Raw genomic sequence first — 22,031 nt, 5'->3', positions numbered from 1 at the left:
CCCCGTACCCTCGACGCCCGTGAGCGCGCACACGAACCCCGCCAAGATTACTGAAGACGATTTCGCAGGTTACGACCTCGTCGTCGTCGGGTCCGGTTTCTTCGGCCTGACCGTCGCCGAACGGGCCGCGGCCGAGCTGGGCAAGAAGGTCCTCGTCCTCGAGCGGCGCAGCCACCTCGGCGGCAACGCGTACTCGGAGCCGGACCCGGAGACCGGGATCGAGGTGCACAAGTACGGCGCGCACCTGTTCCACACCTCGAACAAGCGCGTCTGGGAGTACGTGAACCGCTTCACCGAGTTCACGAACTACCAGCACCGCGTGTTCGCGCGGGTCAAGGACCAGGTCTACTCGTTCCCGATGAACCTGGGCCTGATCAACCAGTTCTTCGGCAAGTCGCACACCCCGGACGAGGCCCGCGAGCTGATCGCCAAGCAGTCGTCCGAGTTCGAGACGGCCAACGCGCAGAACCTCGAGGAGAAGGCGATCTCGCTGGTCGGCCGTCCCCTCTACGAGGCGTTCATCCGGGGTTACACCGCGAAGCAGTGGGAGAACGACCCCAAGAACCTGGGCGAGAACATCATCACCCGCCTGCCGGTCCGGTACAACTTCGACAACCGCTACTTCAACGACACCTACGAGGGCCTGCCCGTCAACGGGTACACCGCGTGGCTCGAGAAGATGGCCGAGCACGAGAACATCGAGATCCGGCTGAACGTCGACTACTTCGACGTGCGCGAGCACATCCCGGCCGGCACCCCGACCGTCTACACCGGGCCGCTGGACCGCTACTTCGGCTACTCCGAAGGCCGGTTCACCTGGCGCACCGTCGACTTCGAGTCCGAGGTCGCCGAGACCGGTGACTTCCAGGGCACCTCGGTCGTGAACTACAACGACCAGGAAGTCCCGTACACCCGGATCATCGAGTTCCGCCACTTCCACCCGGAGCGGGACTACCCCAAGGACAAGACGGTCATCTTCCGCGAGTACTCCCGCTTCGCGGGCGAGGAAGACGAGCCGTACTACCCGATCAACACGCCGGAGAACCGCGAGAAGCTCGAGGCCTACCGCGAGCTGGCCAAGGTCGAGGCGCGCGAGCGGAACGTGCTGTTCGGCGGCCGGCTCGGCACCTACAAGTACCTCGACATGCACATGGCCATCGGCTCGGCGCTGTCGGCGTTCGACAACAAGATCGCCCCGCACCTGACCGACGGCGCGCCGCTCGACGGGTCCCTCGATGCTTGAGAAGGGGCAGCCCACCGGAGAGGTGGCGGTCCTGGCCAAGGCGCAGGGCTTTCTGAAGAGTGAAGCTTCGGTGAAAGCCGCGCGCGGCATGTCGCACTTCGGCGAGCACGCGCTGGGCTGGTTCGGCCTCGGTCTCATCGGGGCGGTCGTCGACAAGAAGCGACGCAAGGACTGGCTGGTCGCGTCGGCCGGCGTCGTGGGCGCGCACGCGGCGTCGATCGCGGTGAAACGCGTGGTCAGGCGGCCGCGACCGGACCACCCGAGCGTCGAGGTCCTGGTCGGCACGCCGAGCAGGCTGAGCTTCCCGTCGTCGCACGCGACGTCCACGACGGCGGCGGCGGTGCTCTACTCCGGATTGACCGGGCGTAACCTGGTGCCCGCCCTGGTACCGCCGATGCTCGCCTCGCGGCTCGTGCTCGGCGTTCACTATCCGACAGACGTCCTGGCCGGTGCAGCTCTCGGGGGGCTCGTCGGCGGTCTGATACGACGGAAGCTGAAGAAGAACCCATGAGCGAAACGACCGAGCAGCGCAGTGGCGACGAAGCGGCCGTGACTCCCGAGGCTCCGGCAACCCCGGAAACCTCGGCGCGCGGGCCGTTGGGCCTGGTCGGCGGCGTCATCAAGACGGCGCGGCCCCGGCAGTGGGTGAAGAACGTCCTGGTCTTCGCGGCCCCGTTCTTCGCGTTCTCGAAGTCGACCGACCGCACCGGCCTGCTGGTCGACGCGGTCATCGCCTTCGTGGCCTTTTCGCTGACGGCGAGCTCGGTCTACCTCATCAACGACGCGATCGACGTCGAGGCCGACCGGGCCCACCCGACCAAGCGGAACCGGCCGATCGCGGCCGGCATCGTGCCGGTCCCCGTCGCGTACGGGGCCGCGGTCGTGTTCTTCCTGGCCGGCCTCGGCGTGTCGTTCGCGGCGAGCTGGCAGCTGGCGGTCGTCTTGGGCGTCTACGAGGCCGTCCAGCTCGGCTACTGCTTCGGCCTGAAGCACCAGCCGGTGGTCGACCTGGCCATCGTCGGCTCGGGCTTCCTGATGCGTTCGATCGCCGGTGGCGTCGCGGGCGGCATCGCGCTTTCGCAGTGGTTCCTGCTGGTAACGGCGTTCGGTTCGCTGTTCATGGTGGCCGGCAAGCGCTACGCGGAGATCATGCTGTTCGAGCGCACCGGCGCGAAGATCCGCTCGTCGCTGAAGAAGTATTCGGCCAGCTACCTGCGGTTCGTCTGGGCGACGTCGGCGGCGATCCTGATCATGTCGTACTGCCTGTGGGCGTTCGAGATCCGCCAGACCGAGCACAACTCGGTGTGGGCGCTCATCTCGATGGTGCCGTTCGTGGTGGCGGTCCTGCGCTACGCGGTGGACGTTGACGGCGGCATCGCGGGCGAGCCCGAGGAGATCGCGCTCAAGGACCGCATCCTGCAGGTCCTCGGCGCGACCTGGGTGGTCACGCTGTTCCTGTCGTTCTACCTGTGACTCATTGCCGATCGACAGGTTGGTTTCAGCTTCAGCACAGCTGAGCGGCGCACCCTGAAGTGGTGGGGGCGGGCACTGCGCCCGTCCCCGTGACCACAGGAGCGACGATGAACGACCAGCCGCGCGAGGAGCGGGTCCCGGAGGGGACCGACCGCCCGACCGTCGAGCAGCCCACGGCCCAGGCCGCGGCTGACCAGCCGACCACGCAGCAGCCGGTGACGCCCGAGACCGAGGCGGTGCCTACCGCGCCGCAGACGCCGGCGACCTCCGCCACGCAGGCCGAGCCCGCGACGCAGACGACTCCCACCGCAGCGCCGGGGACGTCGGCCGCGCCGGGCGAGACCACTGCCTTCCCGAACGCCGCGCCGGGCGAGCCCGCGACTCAGGGCACTCCCGCCGCCACGCAGGCTCCAGGCGGGACGACTGCCTTGCCGAACGCGGCGCAGGGCCAGGCCACCACCGCCGGAACCACTGCCTTGCCGAACGCCGCGCAAGCGGCCGACCAGACCGCCGCCCACGGCCAGCAGGCGCCACCGGCACCGCCCACCCCGCAGCTCTCCCAGCCCGGCCCCGGCCAGGCGTACGGCGCCTGGGGCCCGCCGCAAGCCGCGGCCCCGCGCCGGCCCGGCGGCTTCCGGCGGTTCGTCGGGCACCGCGCCACGCAGCTCGTCGGCGTCGGCGTGCTCGGGCTGCTGATCGGCGGGGGCATCGTCGGCGGGATCGCCGCCGCGACCTCCCACAGCGGCGGCCCCCGCGACGGCCGTCCCGGCATCCACCGCCAGTACACCGGTCCGAACGGCAACCAGGGCCATGGCTTCCCCAACCGCGGCGGCGGAAATTCCGGCAACTCGGGAAATACCGGTTCCGGAAACGGCATCTGATCGCTGTGGCCTGAGCCACCCGCACGCCGCTCAGATCACAGAAGCATCACGGGCGGGGTACGGTGTCCGGGATGCGAAGCGCCTCCGCAGTACTCCCGAAGGCCGCCGGTGCGCTGCCGGCGGCCGTGCCCTTTGCCCGCTCGCGGGCCTTGCCGGCGGGCGCCGCGGCGGCCTCCGCGCTCGTGTTCGCCCTGGTCAGCGGCCATCTCATCGATGACACGTACATCACGCTGTCCTACGCGAAGAACCTCGCCTTCCACGCTCACTGGGGCCTCATCGAGCAGGGAACGGCGAACACCGCGACGTCCCCGCTGAACGTCCTGGTCCTGGCCGCGGTCACGTTCGTCGTCCGCGACGCCGTGCTGGCCGCCGGGATCGTCTTCGTCGCCGCGCAGGTGCTGCTCGTCCTCGGCCTGCGCCGGCTGGGCGAGCGCACCGGGCTGCCGTCCGCGTTCGCGCCGGTGACGTTCGCGCTGCTGCTGGTCAACCCGCTGCTGCTGTCGTCGGTCGGGCTGGAGGTCGCGCTCGGCGCCACCGGCGTCGTCTGGACGCTGGTCTACGCGGGCGAGCGCGAAGCGGGCCGTCTCGGCGTCGTGATCGGGCTGCTCGCGCTCGTCCGGATCGACCTGCTGCTCATCGCGGCGGTGCTGTTCGCGGCCCGCCGCGAGTTCTGGAGCGGCATCTGGCGCACGGCGTTCGCCGCCCTCGCCGTGATGCTGCCGTGGTTCGGGTTCAGCTGGGCGGTGCTCGGTTCGGCCGTGCCGGACACGCTGGTCATCAAGATCAACCAGCAGCCGTGGGGTCCGTTCAGCTTCACGAACGGCCCGCTCCTGTACTGGCGCAACTTCCCGGCCGAGGCCGCGCTGTCGTTCCTGCCGCTGCCGCTCGCCGGCCTGGTGGGCGTGCTCTGGATCGTCCAGTACCGCCGCGGTTCCGAGATCGCCCGCCGCCTGACGCCGTTCGCGGCGCTGGCCGTCGCGGGCGCGCTGCACTACCTCGCGTACAGCCGCCTCGGCGTGCCGCCGTACCACTGGTACTACGCGCCGAGCATCATCGGCGCGACGATCTTCCTCGCGGCCTGCGCGTGCGCGGTGCCCGAACGCGTGCGCCGCGGAACGTGGATCGTCGCCGGCGGAGTCCTCGCGGCGAGCGTCGCGGTCTACGCGCTGCCGGGCCTGCCCCGCCAGTTCGCGCCGATCACCAGCAACCACGCCTCGACGGCGGAGTACCGCGAGATCGGCCAGGAGCTGGCCTCGATCGCCCACGGCCGCACGGTGGAGACGGCGGGCGAAATCGGCGCGCTGGCGTACGCGTGCGACTGCGAGCTGGTCGACGAGTTCTCCGACCGTGGCGCGGTCGACCCGGCGATCACCGAGACGAAACGCCGCAGCGGCGACCTCGGCCGCGCGCTGCTGGAGGCGAACTTCCACAACTTCGACCACAGCGTCGCCCCGATCACCCCGGACCTGGTCCTGGCGACGACCCGGCGGACCCCGCCCCCGGCGGCGCTGGCGAGCTGGCGCATCGACTCACCGTGGATGGGCACGCAGAACCTCTACCTGGTGCCCGCCCACGCGGCGGGCAGCTGATCACCGCCGGGCGAACATCCGGTTCATCGTCCCCTCGCGCGCCAGCAGCACCTGCGTGATCACCTGCAGCACCACGAAGCTCCCGATCGACAGCGCCGTGTCGAGGCCCGGTACGACGTCCACCGGCAGCGTGTACGCCAGCGCGATGCTGCCGACGCTGTGCACGAGCCCGCCGACGCCCCACACGACCGTCAGCACCCACCAGACCCGCCGGAACGACGGCGTGTCCGCCCACCGGGCCTCCAGCGTGGAAGCCCGGCCGGGCAGCAGCGCCAGTGTCGCCTGGTACGTCGTCGGACGGCGGCCGATGCGCAGGCTCGCCAGCATCCAGACGCCGATCAGCACGCTGAACCACGCACCCCGGACCAGCTGCAGCCGCGCGTCGCCGGTCAGCACGGTCGTCAGGAACCCGAGCGCCACGATGAGCAGCGCGAACACGCCCATGCCGTCGACCCGCCGGTGCCGCGCGGCCAGGTACAGCACGCGCAGGGCGGGCGGCAGGCCGCTGAGCGTCAGCGCCCAGACCGGCGCGACGTCGAACGCGCGCAGCAGGTAGTAGCCGCCGACCGGGGCGGCGATGTCGCAGAGCAGCGTGCCGAGCATGCCTTCGAGCATTCGCGACCGGCGCCGCCCGGACCATCGTCGAACCGGCTATCCCCGACCCACCGATCGGTTGATGCGACCGGGCGCGGGGTTCCGCGTCAGATCGGGAGCTTGCGGAAGATCGGCCGCGGGACGTGCCGCAGCGCCGACATCACGAGCCGGAACGGCGCGGGCGCCCAGATCAGGTCCTTGCCCGCGCGGGCCGCCGCGACGGCCTGCTCGGCGACCTGGTCGGCGTTCTGCGTCAGCGGAGCGTCCTTGAGGCCGTCGGTCATCTTCGTCCGGACCTGGCCCGAGCGGACGACCGTCACCTTCACGCCGTGCGGCGCGAGAGCCTCGCCGAGGCCCAGGTAGAAGCCGTCGAAACCGGCCTTGGACGAGCCGTAGACGAAGTTCGACCGCCGGACGCGCTCGCCGGCCACCGACGACAGCGCGATTACCGTGCCGTGGCCCTGGACCTTGAGCTTCTCCGACAGCGCGACACCGACGGAGACCGCGGCGGTGTAGTTCACCGTCGCCGCTTCGACCGCCTTCGCGTGGTCCTGCCACAGCTCTTCGGGGTCGCCGAGCAGGCCGAACGCCACGACCGCGACATCGACGTCGCCGCCCTCGAACGCCTTGTCCAGCACGCCAGGGTGCGAGGCCAGGTCCTTCGCGTCGAAGTCTACAGTGGACACCTCGGCGCCGCGATCCTTCAAGCGCTGCACGGCCGCGTCGAGCCGCGGCGACGGGCGCGCCGCGAGCACGACCCGCAACGGCTTCTCGGCCAGGTACTTCTCGGCGATCGCCAGCGCGATGTCGGACGTGCCGCCGAGCAGGAGCAGGGACTGGGGGTTGCCCACCGCGTCGATCACAGTTCGAGCCTCCGGCTCATGTCAGAGGCGAAAACGCCTTCGGGGTCGATGGAAGCGCGGACCTTGCGCCACTCTTCGAGGCGGGGGTACATCTTCGCGAACGTCTCGGGCGAGGTGCGCGAGTCCTTCGCGGTGTACAGCCGGCCGCCCAGCTCCAGGACGTCGTCGTCGAGCTCCTGGCAGAACCGGCTCAGGCCGGCCTTGATCGGGAAGTCGACGCAGACCATCCAGCCCGGGTGCGGGAACGACAGCGGCGCCGCGTTGCCCTCGCCCATGCGCTTGAAGACGTTGAGGAAGGACACGTGCCCCGACTCGGCGATCTTCCGGACGATCTTCCGCAGCGGCTCGTGCGCGTTGAGCGGCGTCGAGAACTGGTACTGCAGGAAGCCCTTCGAGCCGTAGGCCCGGTTCCACTCGCCGAACATGTCGAGCGGGTGGTAGAAGGCCGTCAGGTTCTGGATCACGCCGCGGGCTTCCTTCGGCGTCTTCCGGTAGTACAGCTCGCCGATGGCGCCGAAGGTCAGCTTGTTGGCCAGGCCGTTCGGGAAGATGTCCGGCAGCGTCGCCAGCTGCGGCGCGTCGAACTTCAGCGGGTCGGACCGCAGCTTCGGCGGCAGCTCGTCGAGCTTGGCGAGCGAACCGCGGCCGAAGGCGGCGCGGCCCAGCTTCGCGCCGGTGGAGATCGTGTCGAACCACGCCGACGAGTACGTGTAGTGGTCGTCGGAGCCGTTGCTGACCAGCTCGAGCGTCTCGTCCAGGTTGTCCGTGCGCTCGTTGTCCGCGATGAAGTACGCGGTCTCGGTCTTGGTCATCCGGATCTTCGCGCGGACGATGATGCCGGTCAGGCCGATGCCGGCGACGGTCGCCCAGAACAGCTCGGCGTCCGGGCCCGCCGGCGTCAGCGTGCGGATCTGCCCGTCGGCGGTGATCAGGTCCATCGACACGACGTGGTTGCCGAAGCTGCCCGCGCTGTGGTGGTTCTTGCCGTGGATGTCGTTGGCGATCGCGCCGCCGATGGTCACCTGGCGCGTGCCGGGCAGGACCGGGACCCACAGGCCGTACGGCAGGGCCTCGCGCATCAGCTGGTCGAGGCTCACGCCGGCGTCGAGGTCGACGACCGCGCTGTCCGGGTCGATCGAGTGGATCCGGTTCAGCGGGGTCATGTCGACGACGAGGCCGCCCGCGTTCTGGGCGGGGTCGCCGTAGGAGCGGCCGAGGCCGCGCGCGATCACGCCGCGTTCGCCCGCCCGCGTCACGGCCCGCGCGATGGCTTCGACGTCTGCGGTGCTCAGCACGTCGGCGGTGGTCGGTGCCGTCCGCGCCCAGCCCGTGAGCGTGCGACGCTGTGTATCGGGTCGTTGGGTCACCCGACCAGGGTAGCCACGCCGAACGACGCCCGGAACGTGACCCTGAAGTGCTCGCTTCTACACTTTGCGCATCAAGGCACAAGCGCCCGCGCGGGTGACCATGACTCAGGCAACGAGGTAATGCAGTGGTGGCGACCGATCCGCAAGCCGACATGCAGGCTGCGCAGCCGTCCGACATCGGACTGCTCGCGCAGCTGATTCGCTTCGCCCTGATCGGCGGCTTCTGCGCCCTGGTCGACCTGGGCACGTACACGCTGCTGACCCAGGTGGCCGGGATGGCCACTTCACCGTGGGTCGACGTCGCCCGCGCTATCAGTTTCATCGTGGGCACCACCACGGCGTTCTTCCTGAACCGCAAGTTCACCTTCGCCGGCGGGCGCCGTGACGGGAAGGCGCAGGTCGGCTCGTTCGTCCTGCTCTACACCGTGACGTTCTTCGTCGCGGTCGGGGTGAACCAGCTCATGCTGGAGGTGCTGCCGCCGTCCGCGTGGCAGCACACACTGTGCTGGGCCGTGTCGCAGGCCACAGCCACCGTGATCAATTTCGTGATGCTCAAGTGGGTCGTCTTCCGCGAACCGTCGACTGAGGAGAACTGAGGAACCTGATGCCCGGTAAAACAGCCACCCCGGCGCCGACCACCACTGCCGGCGCGGCCGCCGAGACGCGGTTCACCGAGCACACTCCGCAGGGTCGCCTGACGGCGCAGCGCGGTCTCTACGCCGGTCCGGCGCCGATCGTCAGCAAGGACCTCTACGCCGAGCTCGAGTGGGGCTCGGCCGTGCGGGAGCGTGCGGCGATCTCCGTCGAGCCCGCGTCCAAGGTGTCGGGCAACACGTACTTCGGCCGGTTCCCGGCCAGCTACTGGCAGCGCTGGACGACGGTGTCCGAGGTGTCGGTCGAGGCCGTGGTCACCGGCACCGGTCTGCTGTCGATGGGCGCCTCCGACGTCGAGGGTGAGCCGCGGGTGGTGGCCGCCGAGCAGGTCGCCGACGCCAAACAGCTCAAGGTGACGCTGACGGCGAAGCTGGACAAGTTCTACGACGGCGGCGCGCTCTGGCTGGACCTGGAGACCGAGGGCGGTCAGACGCTGCGGGTGGAGCAGGTCCGCTGGACCGTCGAAGCACCGGAGAAGATCCGCCCGACCGCGGTGACGATCTGCACGATGAACCGCGCCGACGACTGCCTGAAGAACCTGCAAGCCCTCGCCGCGGACGTCTCGTCGCTGGAGACCCTGGATGCGATCTACGTCGCCGACCAGGGCACCGACCTGGTCGAGTCCCGTGACGGGTTCGAGCAGGTCGCCAAGGACCTCGCGGACAAGCTGCACTACATCAAGCAGCCCAACCTCGGCGGCGCCGGCGGGTTCACCCGGGGCCTGTTCGAGGTGGCCGGGCACACCGCGACCGAGCACGCGAACGTGCTGTTCATGGACGACGACGTGCTGCTGGAGCCGGACCTGGTGATCCGGATGACGGCGTTCTCCAACCGCGCCGCCAACCCGATCATCGTCGGCGGGCAGATGCTGAACCTGTTCCACCCCAACCAGCTGCACGTCGGCGCCGAGTACGCCCGGCTCAACACCCTCGAGCCCGGCCAGCCGGTCGAACACTCCCTCTCCACCGCGGACCTGCTCGGCGTGGACGAGGAGACCCTGAAACCGAACCGGCAGGAACGGCGGCTGGACGCCGGGTACAACGGCTGGTGGTCCTGCCTGATCCCGTATGAGGTGGTGCAGGCCACCGGCTACCCGATGCCGTTCTTCTTCCAGTGGGACGACGCGGAGTACTCCTACCGGGCCCGCGCGCACGGCTTCCCGACCGTGACGCTGCCGGGGGCGGGGGTGTGGCACGCGGACTTCCACATGAAGGACTGGGACGAGTGGCACCGCTACTTCAACCTGCGCAACTCGATCATCACCGCCGCGCTGCACTCGCCGTTCAACCTCAACCTGCTCTCCCGGGTCCTGCTCGCCCAGCTGGTGCGCTACCTGCTCGGTATGCAGTACGGGCTGTCGGCGACGCTGATCAAGGCCGTCGAGGACTTCCTGCAGGGCCCGCAGATCCTGCGTGACGGCGGTGTCGAGGCGATGCAGGAAATCCGCCGCATCCGCGACCAGTACCCCGAGACCAAGCGCCACAAGGCCACCGACGTCCCCGGCATCGCGTCCAACGACATCGGCATCATCAACAGCGCGCCGCGGCCCAGCATGCAGCGCCTGGTGCTGATCAAGCGCGTGCTCGACCGGGTCCTCGGCCGCAGCCGCTTCGGCCTCGGCGCGGTCCCGATCGACGAGGCGAACTGGTGGCACATCGCCCTGTTCGACACGGCGGTCGTGACGGACGCGAACCAGGAAGGCGTCCGCGTCCGCTCGTACGACAAGGTCAAGATGTTCGACCTGGCCAAGCGCGGCGCGAAGGTGGTCCAGCGCCTGCGCAAGGAAGGCGCGGCGGTGCAGGAGCAGTACAAGCGCGCCATGCCGGAGCTGACCTCGCGCGAGAACTGGAAGCGCCTGTACAAGCTCTGATCGTGTCCGCCGGAGGCCGTCTCACGCACGTCGTGAGGCGGCCTTCACCGTGTCAGCCGTGCATGCCGAACACCGTGCTCTTCCGGGTGAGGTCGTCGACGTACGCGGCTGCCACGTGGGCGAAGTTGATCGCGACCTCCGAGTGGTCCTTGGTGGTCACCGTCTCGACCGCGCCGGCCTTCACGAGCTGGGCGAGCCTGCCCGTCAGCTTGGCGGATTCGTCGGTCGTCAGTGCGAACAGCAGCGGCTCCCCGCCGGTGGCGAGGTGCAGCACGAGTGCGGGTTTCGGGTCGGCCATGCGTCCATCGGACCAGCGGCGATCTTGCCGCGGCAAGTGGGTTCGCTGAGGGCGGATGGACTACCGTTTCCCCAGTCCGGAAGAAACCCGCGGGGGGATGGAAGCGATGCCGCACTCGTTCTCGCTGTCGCTGGCAGCGGTGGACATCCTGCTGGAGCAGCTGGGGCTCGGCCGCGCGCCGACGCCGTTCGAGGTCCCGCACGTCGGCACGACCGTCGAGCAGCGCGCGATGATCCGCGACGCCGTCGTCCGCGACCTGACCGGCCGCAACCTGTGGAGCCGCGGCCGCCTCGACGCGGACGCCGAGCTGGCGCTGGCCACCTTCGTCCGCGGCAGCGTGGTGATCAGCGCGGCCGCCGAGCTGGGCGATCGCCACCTCTTCGCCCGCGTCGCGTCCGACGGCCAGTTCGCGGTCCTCGCCCGCCAGGACGAGAACCTGATCGTCTTCGAGGAGGTCCGCCCGACGGGCATCGTCCCGGCGATCGTCGACCTCCTCCCCCTGACCCCGGCGGCGCCCGGCCAGTCGGTCACCATCGCCCGCCCGGTGGAGCAGCCCCGCCACCAACGCCGCGACGACGCGTACGACCCCTTCGCGGGCGTGAGCGGCCCGCGCTCGGCCGCCGGCGGCAGCGGTCCCCAGGTCCGCATGATCGAGCGGGTGTTCCAGGAGCCGAAGAAGCGCGTGGGCCAGTTCACGGCCCAGACCCGCGGCGGCACGTTCCCGCCCCTGGCCTGGTTCGACACGGAGTCGGGCCGCTGGCTGATGTCCTCCCGCGCGGCCGCGGACGGCCAGCGCTGGATCACCTACGCCCCGGCCGACAACGCGCGGCTGGCCCAGCAGCTGTACGCCCAGCTCGAAGGCCAGTTCTGAGCACCGGGAACCACGCGCGCCGACGCTGCGTCCGAGGTGAAGATCGATGAACGGCGGTTGCGCAGGGTGCCCGGCTAGTAGACTTCCGGGTGCACACGCACGGGCGAGGCTAGTCAGGTGGGGCGGCGATGAGTTTCCAGGCTGATCCGGGGCAGGTCACTACGGGGGCCTTCAAGAACGTCGGCAGCATCATCGGCACCGCCGGGATCAACGCCGCGGCATTGGCGCAGGCCAGCGCCGAGACGGCGAAGCTGGTGGACGCCGCCAAGAGCGGCGGCTTCAAGATCAGCCCCGAGGGTGTTGCTCCGCTGCGCAAGGCGCTCGCCGACATGGCGGAAAAGCTCGAAGGCCTGACTTTCGAAACCACCCAGCTCGACCAGGCTCCTCAGCTCGGCAGCCACCCCTACGGCCACACGGTTTCCCAGCACGACCAGAAGAGCGCCGCCACCGGGACCGGGTCGGCCAAAGTCGTGCTCGAGCAGTTCAAGCAGGTGCTGAAGTCGGCTGACGAGGCCTTGGCTCGCGCGGCCGGCCTGTACAAGGAAGCCGAAAACCAGGCGATTTCCGCGACGTCCACGATCCAGGTGTGAGGAATGACAAAACTCTTCGCACGTGCTGTTCTCCCGCTTGTCGCCGGCAGTCTGCTGCTCGCGGGCTGCACCGGCACTCAAGCGGGTACCGCGTCGCCGGCCAGCAGCTCGTCGCCCTCGTCAGGCTCTTCGGAAGCGCCGAGCACGTCTGCTGGTACCGCGTCCACCGCGTCGATGGATCCTTGTGAACTGCTGACCTCCGCGGACGTGACGAGTTTCGGCCAGTTCAAGCCTGCGGAAAAGACCGAGCTGGCCGGTGCGCGAAGCTGCCGCTATTTGAAGAACCTCCAGAGTGCCAGCGATGAGAGTCTTTCTCTCGGCGTCGGCATCCGCGACAGTCAGAGCATCGACACCGTGAACGACGCCGGAGGCGGCACGACCGCCGGCAACGTGAACGGCCGCAAGGCCGTCGAGGCGCCGTCACCGCCCGCCGGGTGCACGCTGGCCCTCGCGGTGGGCTCTGCGGCACGTGTCGACGTCGTCGTCACCTCCACCGACGCGACGAAAGCCTGTGACATCGCTACCCAGGTGGCCGACAAGGTCGAGCCGAAGCTGCCGAAGGGATAAGGGGAATCCTGATGACCACGCGACAGACACCGCCAGGACAGAAGACCCCGGATCTCACGAACGAGCAGATCCAGAACCTGGCGCCGGCCGCTCGTGACGCCTACTTCGACCAGAAGGCGCGGGAAGGCGTCGATCCGAACGCGCCGTGGTTCGGGATGTTCAAGCAGTGGTTCGAGCAGGCGAAGGGCCGCCAGCAGTCCAACCAGATCGGCGACCAGAACGAGAAGGCGAGCACGCAGGGGCGTGACGTCCAGTACGTCTCGGGGTTGACACCCTCCAACGCGGACTACATGGGCAACCAGCACGCGCAGCTCAAGGAGTTCCTGGACAACAACCTCAACGTCCAGCAGGTCTCCGACGTCTCCACCGCCTACTTCAACGTGCACAAGGCCTTCGAGGGCTTCGGCACGGCGATGAGCGAGGCGGTCAACAAGTCCAAGGGCACGTGGGAAGGCTCCGCGGCGGAGGGCGCCCAGTCGTACTTCACCAGTCTCGGCAAGTGGTCGGACGCGAACTCGCAGAACGCGCGGCTGGCATCGGAGACGGTGTACGACCAGGGCACCGCCGCGCAGAACGCGAAGAACGCGATGCCGGAGCCGATCCCGTTCAGCTGGGGTGACGAGTTCAAGTCCTGGGCGACGTCGAACCCGTTCAACCTGGCCGACAACGTCGACAAGTCGCTGCAGAAGCAGAAAGACAGCCAGGAAGCGCACACCCAGGCCGCCGGTGTGATGTCGACGTACGACAAGAGCCTGTACGAGGCCGCGTCGAAGCAGCCGGAGTTCGCGCCGCCGCCGAGCTTCACCAACCCCGGCGGCACCGGGGACCCCACCGGCGGCGGCGACAAGAACGGCAGCAGCAACCCCTCCGGCGTGAACATGCCGGGCGCCGGCTCGGTGAACACTCCGGGCGGGAGCCACAACTTCGCGACGGGCAACGTCCCGGGCGGCAACGTCACCGGCGCCAACATCACGCCGCACTTCTCCGGACCCGGCTCGACGACCGGCGCGGGCCTGCTCCCGGCCGGCACGACCGCGCCGTCCAGCTTCACGACGGGGTCGGTCCCCGGCGGGTCGACGTCGAACCCCAACCAGTCGTTCGGTGGCATGCCGCCGATGAGCCCGATGCCGATGGGCGGCGCGAACTTCGGCGGCGACGAGGCCTACAACTCCAAGGTCGGCGGCGGCGCGGGCCGCGGCGGCTTCGGCCCCGGCGGCTCGGGCGGCGCCGGCAACGCGACGGGCGCGGGCGCCGCATCGGGCGCGGCCCGGCCAGGCGGCATCGGCGCGGCCGAAGCCGCCGCGGGACGCGGCATGGGCGGGCTCGGCTCGGGCAGCGCGTCCGGCCGCGGCGGCATGGGCGGCGGCGGCATGGGCCGCGGCCAGAAGGGCGAAGGCGACGAGGACACGGAGCACTCGCGCCCGACGTACCTGGTCGAGGGCGACCCCGACGAGGTCTTCGGCACCGACCTGCGCACCGCCCCGCCGGTCATCGGCGAATAACGGACGAACGCGAACGGCCCCGGTTTCCCGGGGCCGGTTTCGTCGTCGGTGCCGTTCGAAGGTCGGCTTCAGTAGCGGTAGAACTTCTCCGCCCGGCCCTGCCGCACCAGCTTCAGCCACTGCAGGAACGCCTTCGGGTCGCGCTTCACGCCCACGAAGTACAGGCCGAACCGGACGACCTCCAGCGCGCCGATTTTGCGCATGCCCGGCTGGGACAACAGGTATCCGCGGTTGCGGTACGTGTAGTACCGCTTGACCTCGTTCTCCGGGTCCTGCGCGTGGAACTTGCCGCCCAGCATGGGCTTGAACTCGTCCGAGCCGTCCGGGTGCAGGTACTTCGTCTTCAGGGACGTGCCGAACGGCAGGCCCGAGCGCACCAGCCTGCGGTGCAGCTCGACCTCGTCGCCGCGGAAGAACAGGCGCAGGTCCGGCACGCCGACGACGTCCAAAGTGGACGCGCGGAACAGCGCGCCGTTCATCAGGGACGCGATGCCGGGCAGGAAGTCGACGCCCAGCTCGGACTGCGACCGCTTCCACGTCAGGCCGCGGCGCAGCGGGAACGCCAGCTTCTCCGGGGCGTCGATGTTGGACACCACCGGCGAGATCTCCGCCAGGTTCCGCTTTTCCGCCTCTTCCAGCAGGATCGCCAGGACGTTCTCGTCGGCCGGGCGGCCGTCGTCGTCGGCCAGCCAGACCCAGTCCGCGCCCAGGGACAGCGCGTGCAGCATGCCCAGTGCGAACCCGCCCGCGCCGCCGAGGTTCCGGTGCGACGGCAGGTACGTGTGCGGCAGCGGGTAGTTCTCGACGACTTCGCGGGCCGAGTCGTCCGGTCCGTTGTCCACCACGACCAGGTGGTCGACCGGCCGGGTCTGGGCCGCGATGATCTTCAGCGAGTCCGCGAGCAGCTCCCGCCGGTGCCGCGTGACGACTACGCCGACGACCGCGCCGTCGGGCAGCTGCCGGGTCTCGCTGGCCATCATTCGCCGCCGTTCGTCGTCGCCACCGGCTCGATGCCGAAGCGCTCGAGGGTTTCCTTGCTCATGTTCTCGAAGGGGTCGCGTCCCTTGTACGACGTGAGGACGTCCCGCAGCGAACCCTGTTGCTTGAGGTGACCTTCGTCCATCCAGATGGCCGTGTCGCACAGCTCGAACAGGAACTCGTCCGAGTGGCTGGCGAACACCAGGATGCCGGAGCGCTTGACGAGGTCCTTGAGCCGGTCGCGCGCCTTGTTGAGGAACGCCGCGTCGACCGCGCCGATGCCCTCGTCGAGGATCAGGATCTCCGGGTCGATCGACGTGACGACGCCCAGCGCGAGACGCACGCGCATACCGGTCGAGTACGTCCGCAGCGGCATCTGGAGGTAGTCGCCGAGCTCGGTGAACTCCGCGATGTCGTCGACGCGCTTCTCCATCTCCTTGGCGGTCATGCCGAGGAAGAGGCCGCGGATGATGATGTTCTCGACGCCCGAAATCTCCGGGTCCATGCCGATCCCGAGATCGAACACCGGCGCGATCTTGCCGTTGATCCGCGACGAGCCGCGGGTCGGCTCGTAGATCCCGGCGAGCAGGCGCAGCAGCGTGGACTTGCCGGCACCGTTGTGCCCGACCAGGCCGACCCTGTCGCCTTCACGCAGGTTGAGCGTCACGTCGTGCAGCGCTTCGATGATCGGGACCTTGGTTTCGGTGCCGATCTTGCCGCCGACCTTGCCGAGGACCTTCTTCTTCATCGACCGCGTCTTCGCGTCGAAGATCGGGAAGTCGACGAACGCGTTGTGGACGTCAATGGAAACCATGTGTCACACCCAATAGGAGACGCGGGCACGGTAGTTGCGCATCGCGACCAGCGCGAGAGCCCAACCGACGACGGTGATGGAGCCGACCACGATCCAGTTCTCCACCGAGAACTCCTGCCCCAGCAGCGGCGCGCGGACCACCTGCATGAAGTGGTAGAGCGGATTCGCCTTGACGATCGGCAGGATCCAGGAGACGCCCTCCCGGGACCCGCCGGACATCAGCTGGTCCACCGGCCAGACGATCGGCGTGCCGTAGAACAGCAGCTGGATCAGCGAGTTGACGACCTGCGGGATGTCGCGGAAGCGGGTCGAGATGATGCCGAACAGCAGCGTCACCCAGCCGGCGTTCAGCGCGAGCAGCAGGAAACCGGGGATGGCCAGCAGGATGGTCCAGCTGAGGCCCGGGTGGCAGATGTGGTCGGGGACGCACGTCCCGTTGCCCAGCAGCGAGTACTGCTTGCTGAGCGCCCCGAAGAAGATCGCCAGCACGGCCACGTAGACGATCATGTTGTGGGCCAGCATCAGCGTCTGCCGCCACACCGTGCGCAGCATGTAGACGCTCAGCGGCGCCGGGAGCTGCTTGATCAGCCCCTCGTTGGCGATGAACGTCTCCATGCCTTCGGACAGGCAGCCGCTGATGAAGCCCCAGATGATGAAGCCGGTCGAGATGTAGGGCAGGAACACCTCGACGGGGAGCTTGAACAGCTGCGAGTACAGCAGCCCGAGCCCGAGGGCGAGGACCGCCTGGCTGATGGTGATCCAGAAGGGACCGATCACCGACCGGCGGTAGCGCTGCTTGATGTCCTGCCAGCCGAGGTGACCCCACAGCTCGCGGGCGGAGAAACCGGCCTTGATGTCGGCGAAGGCGCGCGCGAACGTCTTGCTGTCCGACGTCGGGGGCACCGACGTCGCTACGGGTGAGTTCGCGGCCTGAACCGTGCTGGTGGCATGCACGTGGACGAGGGTACCGATGGGACGAGCGGCGTCCGGCCCACCCCGCCGGTGTGGTAGAGCCCAGGGGCCGCTAGGCGGCGGGACCGGCGCTGCGTGCTGGTACTTTCTCCGCTTATGACTGCTGCTCTCGGCGCGGCGAGCTTGATGGTCAACCTGCTCGCGGCGTACGCCGACCGGCCGGACCCGCGTTCGGTGGCCGTCGTCGGAAACCAGCCGCTCCCGCCCGACCCCCAGCGGGCGAAGGCGATCGACGCGTGCGACCTCGTGATCCGCGTCAACGGCTTCGTCGTCGACAAGCCGGGCGAGGAGGTCGTCGGCTCCCGGACGCACGTCGTGGTGTTCAACCGGGCGATCCGGGCGACGCCGTACGTCTTCCAGGACTACCGCAGGCGGCTCTACCTGCTGGTCGAGCCCGGCCGGATGCACTGGGAGCCGGAGGACGTGCCGGGCTGGTGGGCCGCCGACCTCGGCGCGGTCCCGGTGTCGAACCGCGAGGTGGTGCTGCCGCTGTCGGACGCGCTGGGCCTGCCGACGCGCGACGAGCCGACGTGGTCGACCACCGGCACGCTGGCCGCCTGGATCGCGCGGACGTCGTTCCCGACCGCCCAGCTCGTGCTCACCGGGTTCTCGTTCATCGACAACCCCGACCAGACGTCGTGGGAGCACGCCGCGGGCGACTCCTGCATCGTCGGCCCGGAGCACCAGATCGCCGCCGAGGGGCGGCTGCTGGACTCCTGGACCAAGACCGGTGACACCACCCTCCTGCGCTAGACGCGCGTCCCCACCCACCTAAGGACCACCCATGGCAGTGCAGAAACTCGGCAGAGGACTCGTCGACCGGATCGCCAAGCTGATCGACTTCCGGGTCGACGACCGCACCCGCGGCCTCGCCGACCGCGTCAACAACCTCGAGCACGCCACCGCCGACCACCGGCGCCGGCTGGACAACGCCGAGCACAGCCTCGAGCAGGCCCGCGGCGACCTCCGCTGGACCCGCGCCGAGCTCGACCGCCTGATCCCGCACGTCGCCGCGCAGGAAGCCCGCCTGGAGACGCTGTGCGAGTCGATGTCGCTGGTGCCCAACAGTGACAGCCGGCAAATCGCCGAGGCCCGCACGCTGATCGAGGAGATCCAGCGCCAGCACGCCCAGATCCGCGTCCGGCTCGCCGGCATCTCGCGCTACGAGGACCGGCTGCGCCGGCTCGAGGACCAGATCAGCGTGCCGGCAGGCGAATGACGGCCGTTCTGCGCGAGGCGGACGAAGACGACCTCGACCGGATTCGGCGGTGGCGCAACCACCCGTCGGTCCGGCAGGTGAGCTTCACCACCCATGAAATCGGCGCCGACGAGCACCGCGCGTGGTTCGCGGCGGTGCGGGCCGACCCGACGCGGCGGGTGCTGGTCTACCACCACGAGGGCACCCCCGCCGGAGTCGTGCTGTTCAGTGACATCGACCGGGCTGCCGGCAGCGCCGAATGGGGCTTCTACCTCGACAACGAGGGTCTGGGCCGCAGTCTGCTCGCCGCCTGGCTGCGGCTTGAGCAGGCGGCGGTCGACTACTCCTTCGACGAACTCGGCCTCCGGGTCGTCGGCGGCGCGACGCTGGCCGACAACCGCCAGGTGCTCCTGCTGCACAAGCGGTTCGGTTTCGCCGAGACGCGCAGGTATGTTCGGGAGATCGACGGCGTGCCCCGCGAAGTGGTCTGGACGGAGCTGCGGGCCGCCGACCGCCGCACCGGAAGGAAGCGATAGCCCGATGACGACCAGCGAGGTGCGCATCGGCGCCCACGTCGTCTCGCCCGACCAGCCGCCGTTCGTCATCGCTGAGATGTCGGGCAACCACAACGGCGATCTCGGCCGGGCGCTGGAGATCGTCGACGCGATCGCGGAGACCGGGGCGCAGGCGGTCAAGCTGCAGACCTACCGGCCGGACACGATCACCATCGACGTCGACACCCCGGCGTTCCGGATCGGTGCGTCGCACGAGCTGTGGGGTGGTGAGAACCTCTACAAGCTGTACGAAAAGGCGCACACGCCGTGGGAATGGCACGAACCGCTCTTCGAACGCGCCCGTTCGCACGGCCTCGAAATCTTCTCCAGCCCGTTCGACCCGACGGCGGTCGAGCTGCTGGAGTCCCTGGGCGCGCCGGCGTACAAGATCGCGTCGTCGGAGATCGTCGACCTGCCGCTGGTCGAGCTGTGCGCGAAGACCGGTAAGCCGCTGGTCATCTCCACCGGTATGGCGAACGTCGCGGAGATCGACGCCGCGGTGCGCACCGCACGCGCCGCGGGCAACGACCAGCTGATCGTGCTCGGCTGCACGGCGAGCTACCCGGCGTCACCGAGTGAGAGCAACCTGCGCGGGTTGCCGCTGCTGGCCGGGCTGACGGGCACGCTCGTCGGCCTGTCCGACCACACGCCGGGCATCGGCGCGCCGGTCGCGGCCGTCGCGCTCGGCGCGGTGGCCATCGAGAAGCACGTGACGCTCGCCCGCGGTGACGGCGGCGTCGACTCCGACTTCTCCCTGGAGCCGGCCGAGCTGGCCGCCCTGGTCACCGAGACGCGCCGGGCCTGGGAAGCGCTCGGCGTGCCCGTGCTCGGCCCGCGGCCCAGCGAGGCCGAGGGACTGCGCTTCCGGCGCTCGCTCTACGTCGTCGAGGACGTCCGGGCCGGGGACGAGGTGACGCCGGCGAACGTTCGGTCGATCCGGCCCGCCGGCGGGCTGGCCCCGGCCGAGATCACGGCCGTGGTGGGGCGCACCTTCCGCGTCGACGCCGCGAAGGGCACGCCCCTGACCTGGGATCTGATCTAGAAGAACGCGCGCACGGCGTCGACGACGCGGTCGACGTCGGCGTCCGTCAGCGACGGGAACAGCGGTAGCGAGAGCTCCTGCTCGTAGTACGCCTCGGCGTTCGGGCAGAGGCCGCGCCGGTAGCCGAGGTCCTCGAACACCGGGTGCCAGTAGGCCGGGATGTAGTTGACCTGGACACCAATGCCGGCGCCGCGCAGGTGGTCGAACAGCGCCCGGCGACGGCCTTCCAGCACCCGCAGCGGGTACAGGTGCCAGGCCGGGTCGGCGCCGGGGCGGCTCGGCGGCGTCGCCACGCCGTCGACGTCCGCCAGCGCCGCGTTGTACCGCGCGTGGATCTCGGCGCGGCGCTTCTTGAACTCCGCGAGCCGCGTCAGCTGGCTGCTGCCGAGCGCGCAGAGGACGTCCGGCAGGCGGTAGTTCAGGCCGAACTCGTGGACCTCCTGGTGCCAGCCGCCTTCGTCCGGGTAGCGCTGCTCGGCGCGGTCGCGGACCAGGCCGTGGTTGCGGAACTTCCGCGCCCGGTCGAGCAGGCCCGCGTCCGGCGTGACGACGGCGCCGCCTTCGGCCGTCGTGAGGTTCTTCGTCGGGAAGAACGAAAACGTCGTCAGGTCGGCGATCGAGCCCACCGGGCGGCCCTGCCAGGACCCGCCGACGGAGTGCGCCGCGTCCTCCAGCAGCAGCGCGCCCGCGTCGTGGGCGGTTCTGGCGAGTGCGTCCAGTTCGGCCGGGTGGCCGGCGTAGTCGACGGCCGCGACGACCTTTGTGCGCTCGGTCACCGCGGCTTGGGCCGCCTCGACCGAAAGGTTCCCGGTGTCCGGTTCGACGTCGGCGAAGACCACCTTCGCGCCGTGAAGCGCGGCGGTCGCGGCGGTCGCGACGAACGTCATCGGCGACGCGACCACCTCGTCACCCGGCTTGAGCCCGGCCGCCGCGTACGCGACGTGCAGCGCCGCGGTGCCCGACGTGACGGCCACCGCGGGCGTCCCGCCGGTGTGCGCCGCGAGGTCGTTCTCGAACTGCTGGACCGCGGGCCCGGTGGTCAGCCAGTCGCCGCGCAGGACGTCGACGACGGCCTGGATGTCCTCTTCGCTGATGGACTGGCGGCCGTAGGGGAGGAACGGCTCAGGCATGCTGCTCGACCAGTTCGCGCAGCTCCTCGCCGTTCAGCCACAGGTCGTTGGTGTCCGAACGGTAGGCGAAGCCCTCCGGCATCGGCGTGCCGTCCGCCGGCGGCTCGAAGCCCCAGCCTGCGAGGTGCGGCTGGACGACGTAGCGGTCCTTGAGCTGGACCGTCCGGCGCGCGTCGTCCGGCGCGATCATCTCCTCGTGCAGCTTCTCGCCCGGGCGGATGCCGACCTCGTGCATCTCGCTGCCCGGCGCGATCGCCTGGGCCAGGTCGACCAGCCGCATGCTCGGGATCCGCGGCACGTACAGCTCGCCGCCGTGCATCTGGTCGAACGAGTCGACGACGAATCGCACGGCCTGGGGGAGCGTGATCCAGAACCGGGTCATGTCCTTGTGCGTGATCGGCAGCGACTCGCCCTGCTCGGCCAGCTTGCGGAAGAACGGGATGACGCTGCCGCGCGAGCCCATCACGTTGCCGTAGCGGACCACGGAGAAGCGCGTCACGTGCGCGGCGGCGTAGTGGTTGCCGCTGATGAACATCCGGTCGGCGCACAGCTTGGTGGCGCCGTAGAGGTTGATCGGGCTGGACGCCTTGTCGGTCGACAGCGCGACGACCTTCTTGACGCCGGTGTCGATCGACGCCTCGATCACGTTCTGCGAGCCCATGACGTTGGTCTGGACGAACTCGAACGGGTTGTACTCACCGGTGTCGACCTGCTTGAGCGCGGCGGCGTGCACGACGTAGTCGACGCCGTGCATGGCGCGCTCGAGCCGGCGCCGGTCGCGGATGTCGCCGATGAACCAGCGCAGGCGCGGGTCGTCGCCGAACAGCTGGCGCGTTTCGTACTGCTTCAGCTCGTCGCGGGAGAGCACGACCAGCCGGCTCGGGTTCAGTTCGGCGAGCGCGTGCGCGATGAACGCCTTGCCGAAGGAACCGGTCCCGCCGGTGAGCAGGATGCTGGAGCCATCCAGCTCGGACATCGTTG

24 protein-coding genes are annotated in these 22,031 nt (G+C 69.7%); 15 read left to right on the top strand and 9 right to left on the bottom strand.

The features are described from left to right. Nucleotides 1-19: 19 nt before the first annotated feature. The 5 genes from glf to OG738_RS10360 all read left to right on the top strand — a co-directional run bounded on the left by glf (nucleotide 20) and on the right by OG738_RS10360 (nucleotide 5,186). Nucleotides 20-1,243, top strand: a complete 1,224-nt coding sequence (gene glf, locus OG738_RS10380; RefSeq protein ID WP_329053179.1) for a UDP-galactopyranose mutase — start codon at nucleotides 20-22, stop codon at nucleotides 1,241-1,243. Next, nucleotides 1,236-1,754 carry a phosphatase PAP2 family protein gene (locus OG738_RS10375; protein ID WP_329053177.1) on the top strand — a complete coding sequence of 173 codons (519 nt, stop codon included), beginning with the start codon at nucleotides 1,236-1,238 and terminating at the stop codon, nucleotides 1,752-1,754. The genes glf and OG738_RS10375 overlap by 8 nt, the downstream gene beginning before the upstream one ends. Beyond that, entirely contained in the window at nucleotides 1,751-2,716 is a 966-nt protein-coding gene (locus OG738_RS10370) for a decaprenyl-phosphate phosphoribosyltransferase (protein WP_329053175.1), read from the top strand. The genes OG738_RS10375 and OG738_RS10370 overlap by 4 nt, the downstream gene beginning before the upstream one ends. A 107-nt stretch (nucleotides 2,717-2,823) precedes the next feature. Continuing rightward, nucleotides 2,824-3,597: a hypothetical protein gene (locus OG738_RS10365; RefSeq protein ID WP_329053173.1), complete on the top strand. Its 774-nt coding sequence runs from the start codon at nucleotides 2,824-2,826 to the stop codon at nucleotides 3,595-3,597. Nucleotides 3,598-3,668: 71 nt separating this feature from the next. Then, on the top strand, nucleotides 3,669-5,186 hold the full coding sequence (locus OG738_RS10360; RefSeq protein ID WP_329053171.1) for a hypothetical protein: 1,518 nt from the start codon (nucleotides 3,669-3,671) through the stop codon (nucleotides 5,184-5,186). Here the strand turns inward: OG738_RS10360 and OG738_RS10355 are convergent, their stop codons facing one another. From OG738_RS10355 to OG738_RS10345, 3 genes are all read right to left on the bottom strand, one after another. Continuing rightward, nucleotides 5,187-5,789 carry a VC0807 family protein gene (locus OG738_RS10355; protein WP_329053170.1) on the bottom strand — a complete coding sequence of 201 codons (603 nt, stop codon included), beginning with the start codon at nucleotides 5,787-5,789 and terminating at the stop codon, nucleotides 5,187-5,189. Nucleotides 5,790-5,887: 98 nt separating this feature from the next. After that, the gene (locus tag OG738_RS10350) at nucleotides 5,888-6,643 is read right to left on the bottom strand and encodes a decaprenylphospho-beta-D-erythro-pentofuranosid-2-ulose 2-reductase (protein ID WP_329053168.1); all 756 of its coding nucleotides are present in this window, start codon (nucleotides 6,641-6,643) and stop codon (nucleotides 5,888-5,890) included. Next, complete coding sequence (locus OG738_RS10345) at nucleotides 6,640-8,010, bottom strand: FAD-binding oxidoreductase (RefSeq protein WP_329053167.1); 1,371 nt, start codon at nucleotides 8,008-8,010, stop codon at nucleotides 6,640-6,642. Before OG738_RS10345 ends, OG738_RS10350 begins: the two co-directional genes overlap by 4 nt. Nucleotides 8,011-8,135: 125 nt before the next feature. Here OG738_RS10345 and OG738_RS10340 point away from each other — a divergent pair, with 125 nt between their 5' ends. Both OG738_RS10340 and OG738_RS10335 read left to right on the top strand, forming a co-directional pair. Next, on the top strand, nucleotides 8,136-8,606 hold the full coding sequence (locus OG738_RS10340) for a GtrA family protein (RefSeq protein ID WP_329053166.1): 471 nt from the start codon (nucleotides 8,136-8,138) through the stop codon (nucleotides 8,604-8,606). 8 nt (nucleotides 8,607-8,614) lie between these two features. Further along, nucleotides 8,615-10,534, top strand: coding sequence for a glycosyltransferase (locus OG738_RS10335; RefSeq protein WP_329053164.1), 1,920 nt, complete (start codon nucleotides 8,615-8,617; stop codon nucleotides 10,532-10,534). A 52-nt stretch (nucleotides 10,535-10,586) separates the two neighbouring features. On the opposite strand, the gene OG738_RS10330 is transcribed toward OG738_RS10335, so the two are convergent. Further along, nucleotides 10,587-10,832, bottom strand: a complete 246-nt coding sequence (locus tag OG738_RS10330) for a hypothetical protein (protein ID WP_329053162.1) — start codon at nucleotides 10,830-10,832, stop codon at nucleotides 10,587-10,589. A gap of 106 nt (nucleotides 10,833-10,938) precedes the next feature. On the opposite strand from OG738_RS10330, the gene OG738_RS10325 reads away from it, so the two are divergent. From OG738_RS10325 to OG738_RS10310, 4 genes are all read left to right on the top strand, one after another. Next, nucleotides 10,939-11,703: an ESX secretion-associated protein EspG gene (locus OG738_RS10325; RefSeq protein WP_329053160.1), complete on the top strand. Its 765-nt coding sequence runs from the start codon at nucleotides 10,939-10,941 to the stop codon at nucleotides 11,701-11,703. A 128-nt stretch (nucleotides 11,704-11,831) separates the two neighbouring features. Beyond that, nucleotides 11,832-12,293: a hypothetical protein gene (locus OG738_RS10320; protein WP_329053159.1), complete on the top strand. Its 462-nt coding sequence runs from the start codon at nucleotides 11,832-11,834 to the stop codon at nucleotides 12,291-12,293. 3 nt (nucleotides 12,294-12,296) lie between these two features. Next, nucleotides 12,297-12,860, top strand: coding sequence for a DUF3558 domain-containing protein (locus OG738_RS10315; RefSeq protein WP_329053157.1), 564 nt, complete (start codon nucleotides 12,297-12,299; stop codon nucleotides 12,858-12,860). Nucleotides 12,861-12,871: 11 nt separating this feature from the next. Continuing rightward, a complete protein-coding gene (locus tag OG738_RS10310; protein ID WP_329053156.1) occupies nucleotides 12,872-14,362 on the top strand; it encodes a hypothetical protein in 1,491 nt (496 codons plus the stop codon). A gap of 68 nt (nucleotides 14,363-14,430) precedes the next feature. On the opposite strand, the gene glfT1 is transcribed toward OG738_RS10310, so the two are convergent. The 3 genes from glfT1 to wzm are packed head-to-tail and all read right to left on the bottom strand — an operon-like array spanning nucleotide 14,431 to nucleotide 17,108. Then, entirely contained in the window at nucleotides 14,431-15,339 is a 909-nt protein-coding gene (glfT1, locus tag OG738_RS10305; RefSeq protein ID WP_329053155.1) for a galactofuranosyltransferase GlfT1, read from the bottom strand. After that, complete coding sequence (gene wzt, locus OG738_RS10300; RefSeq protein ID WP_329053154.1) at nucleotides 15,339-16,154, bottom strand: galactan export ABC transporter ATP-binding subunit Wzt/RfbE; 816 nt, start codon at nucleotides 16,152-16,154, stop codon at nucleotides 15,339-15,341. Before wzt ends, glfT1 begins: the two co-directional genes overlap by 1 nt. Before the next feature lie 3 nt (nucleotides 16,155-16,157). Continuing rightward, nucleotides 16,158-17,108, bottom strand: coding sequence for a galactan export ABC transporter permease subunit Wzm/RfbD (wzm, locus tag OG738_RS10295; protein ID WP_329053152.1), 951 nt, complete (start codon nucleotides 17,106-17,108; stop codon nucleotides 16,158-16,160). Nucleotides 17,109-17,252: 144 nt separating this feature from the next. Here wzm and OG738_RS10290 point away from each other — a divergent pair, with 144 nt between their 5' ends. From OG738_RS10290 to pseI, 4 genes are read left to right on the top strand one after another with little or no spacing between them, the layout of a single operon-like run. After that, nucleotides 17,253-17,879: a hypothetical protein gene (locus OG738_RS10290; RefSeq protein ID WP_329056637.1), complete on the top strand. Its 627-nt coding sequence runs from the start codon at nucleotides 17,253-17,255 to the stop codon at nucleotides 17,877-17,879. 31 nt (nucleotides 17,880-17,910) lie between these two features. Beyond that, nucleotides 17,911-18,345, top strand: coding sequence for a hypothetical protein (locus OG738_RS10285; protein ID WP_329053150.1), 435 nt, complete (start codon nucleotides 17,911-17,913; stop codon nucleotides 18,343-18,345). Next, nucleotides 18,342-18,860 carry a UDP-4-amino-4,6-dideoxy-N-acetyl-beta-L-altrosamine N-acetyltransferase gene (gene pseH, locus OG738_RS10280; RefSeq protein WP_329053148.1) on the top strand — a complete coding sequence of 173 codons (519 nt, stop codon included), beginning with the start codon at nucleotides 18,342-18,344 and terminating at the stop codon, nucleotides 18,858-18,860. Before OG738_RS10285 ends, pseH begins: the two co-directional genes overlap by 4 nt. Before the next feature lie 4 nt (nucleotides 18,861-18,864). Continuing rightward, entirely contained in the window at nucleotides 18,865-19,920 is a 1,056-nt protein-coding gene (gene pseI, locus OG738_RS10275; protein WP_329053146.1) for a pseudaminic acid synthase, read from the top strand. Here the strand turns inward: pseI and pseC are convergent. Together pseC and pseB are read right to left on the bottom strand one after the other, a co-directional pair. Beyond that, entirely contained in the window at nucleotides 19,917-21,050 is a 1,134-nt protein-coding gene (pseC, locus tag OG738_RS10270; RefSeq protein ID WP_329053144.1) for a UDP-4-amino-4,6-dideoxy-N-acetyl-beta-L-altrosamine transaminase, read from the bottom strand. The two genes, pseI and pseC, sit on opposite strands and share 4 nt — an antisense overlap. After that, nucleotides 21,043-22,026 carry a UDP-N-acetylglucosamine 4,6-dehydratase (inverting) gene (gene pseB / locus OG738_RS10265; RefSeq protein WP_329053143.1) on the bottom strand — a complete coding sequence of 328 codons (984 nt, stop codon included), beginning with the start codon at nucleotides 22,024-22,026 and terminating at the stop codon, nucleotides 21,043-21,045. The genes pseC and pseB overlap by 8 nt, the downstream gene beginning before the upstream one ends. Nucleotides 22,027-22,031 lie beyond the last annotated feature (5 nt).

This window comes from Amycolatopsis sp. NBC_01488, assembly GCF_036227105.1.
GTDB lineage: Bacteria > Actinomycetota > Actinomycetes > Mycobacteriales > Pseudonocardiaceae > Amycolatopsis.
Note: the sequence above shows the minus strand (reverse complement) of the source record. Positions and strands in the feature narration are given on the sequence as shown.

What these genes read in the sequence shown, in the direction of transcription:
- OG738_RS10375 (WP_329053177.1), top strand. Translation starts at nt 1,236, where the DNA reads ATGCTTGAGAAGGGGCAGCCCACCGGAGAGGTGGCGGTCCTGGCCAAG.
- OG738_RS10370 (WP_329053175.1), top strand. Translation starts at nt 1,751, where the DNA reads ATGAGCGAAACGACCGAGCAGCGCAGTGGCGACGAAGCGGCCGTGACT.
- OG738_RS10365 (WP_329053173.1), top strand. Translation starts at nt 2,824, where the DNA reads ATGAACGACCAGCCGCGCGAGGAGCGGGTCCCGGAGGGGACCGACCGC.
- OG738_RS10360 (WP_329053171.1), top strand. Translation starts at nt 3,669, where the DNA reads ATGCGAAGCGCCTCCGCAGTACTCCCGAAGGCCGCCGGTGCGCTGCCG.
- OG738_RS10355 (WP_329053170.1), bottom strand. Translation starts at nt 5,789, where the DNA reads ATGCTCGGCACGCTGCTCTGCGACATCGCCGCCCCGGTCGGCGGCTAC.
- OG738_RS10335 (WP_329053164.1), top strand. Translation starts at nt 8,615, where the DNA reads ATGCCCGGTAAAACAGCCACCCCGGCGCCGACCACCACTGCCGGCGCG.
- OG738_RS10330 (WP_329053162.1), bottom strand. Translation starts at nt 10,832, where the DNA reads ATGGCCGACCCGAAACCCGCACTCGTGCTGCACCTCGCCACCGGCGGG.
- OG738_RS10325 (WP_329053160.1), top strand. Translation starts at nt 10,939, where the DNA reads ATGCCGCACTCGTTCTCGCTGTCGCTGGCAGCGGTGGACATCCTGCTG.
- OG738_RS10320 (WP_329053159.1), top strand. Translation starts at nt 11,832, where the DNA reads ATGAGTTTCCAGGCTGATCCGGGGCAGGTCACTACGGGGGCCTTCAAG.
- OG738_RS10315 (WP_329053157.1), top strand. Translation starts at nt 12,297, where the DNA reads ATGACAAAACTCTTCGCACGTGCTGTTCTCCCGCTTGTCGCCGGCAGT.
- OG738_RS10310 (WP_329053156.1), top strand. Translation starts at nt 12,872, where the DNA reads ATGACCACGCGACAGACACCGCCAGGACAGAAGACCCCGGATCTCACG.
- glfT1 (WP_329053155.1), bottom strand. Translation starts at nt 15,339, where the DNA reads ATGGCCAGCGAGACCCGGCAGCTGCCCGACGGCGCGGTCGTCGGCGTA.
- wzt (WP_329053154.1), bottom strand. Translation starts at nt 16,154, where the DNA reads ATGGTTTCCATTGACGTCCACAACGCGTTCGTCGACTTCCCGATCTTC.
- OG738_RS10290 (WP_329056637.1), top strand. Translation starts at nt 17,253, where the DNA reads ATGGTCAACCTGCTCGCGGCGTACGCCGACCGGCCGGACCCGCGTTCG.
- OG738_RS10285 (WP_329053150.1), top strand. Translation starts at nt 17,911, where the DNA reads ATGGCAGTGCAGAAACTCGGCAGAGGACTCGTCGACCGGATCGCCAAG.
- pseH (WP_329053148.1), top strand. Translation starts at nt 18,342, where the DNA reads ATGACGGCCGTTCTGCGCGAGGCGGACGAAGACGACCTCGACCGGATT.
- pseI (WP_329053146.1), top strand. Translation starts at nt 18,865, where the DNA reads ATGACGACCAGCGAGGTGCGCATCGGCGCCCACGTCGTCTCGCCCGAC.
- pseC (WP_329053144.1), bottom strand. Translation starts at nt 21,050, where the DNA reads ATGCCTGAGCCGTTCCTCCCCTACGGCCGCCAGTCCATCAGCGAAGAG.
- pseB (WP_329053143.1), bottom strand. Translation starts at nt 22,026, where the DNA reads ATGTCCGAGCTGGATGGCTCCAGCATCCTGCTCACCGGCGGGACCGGT.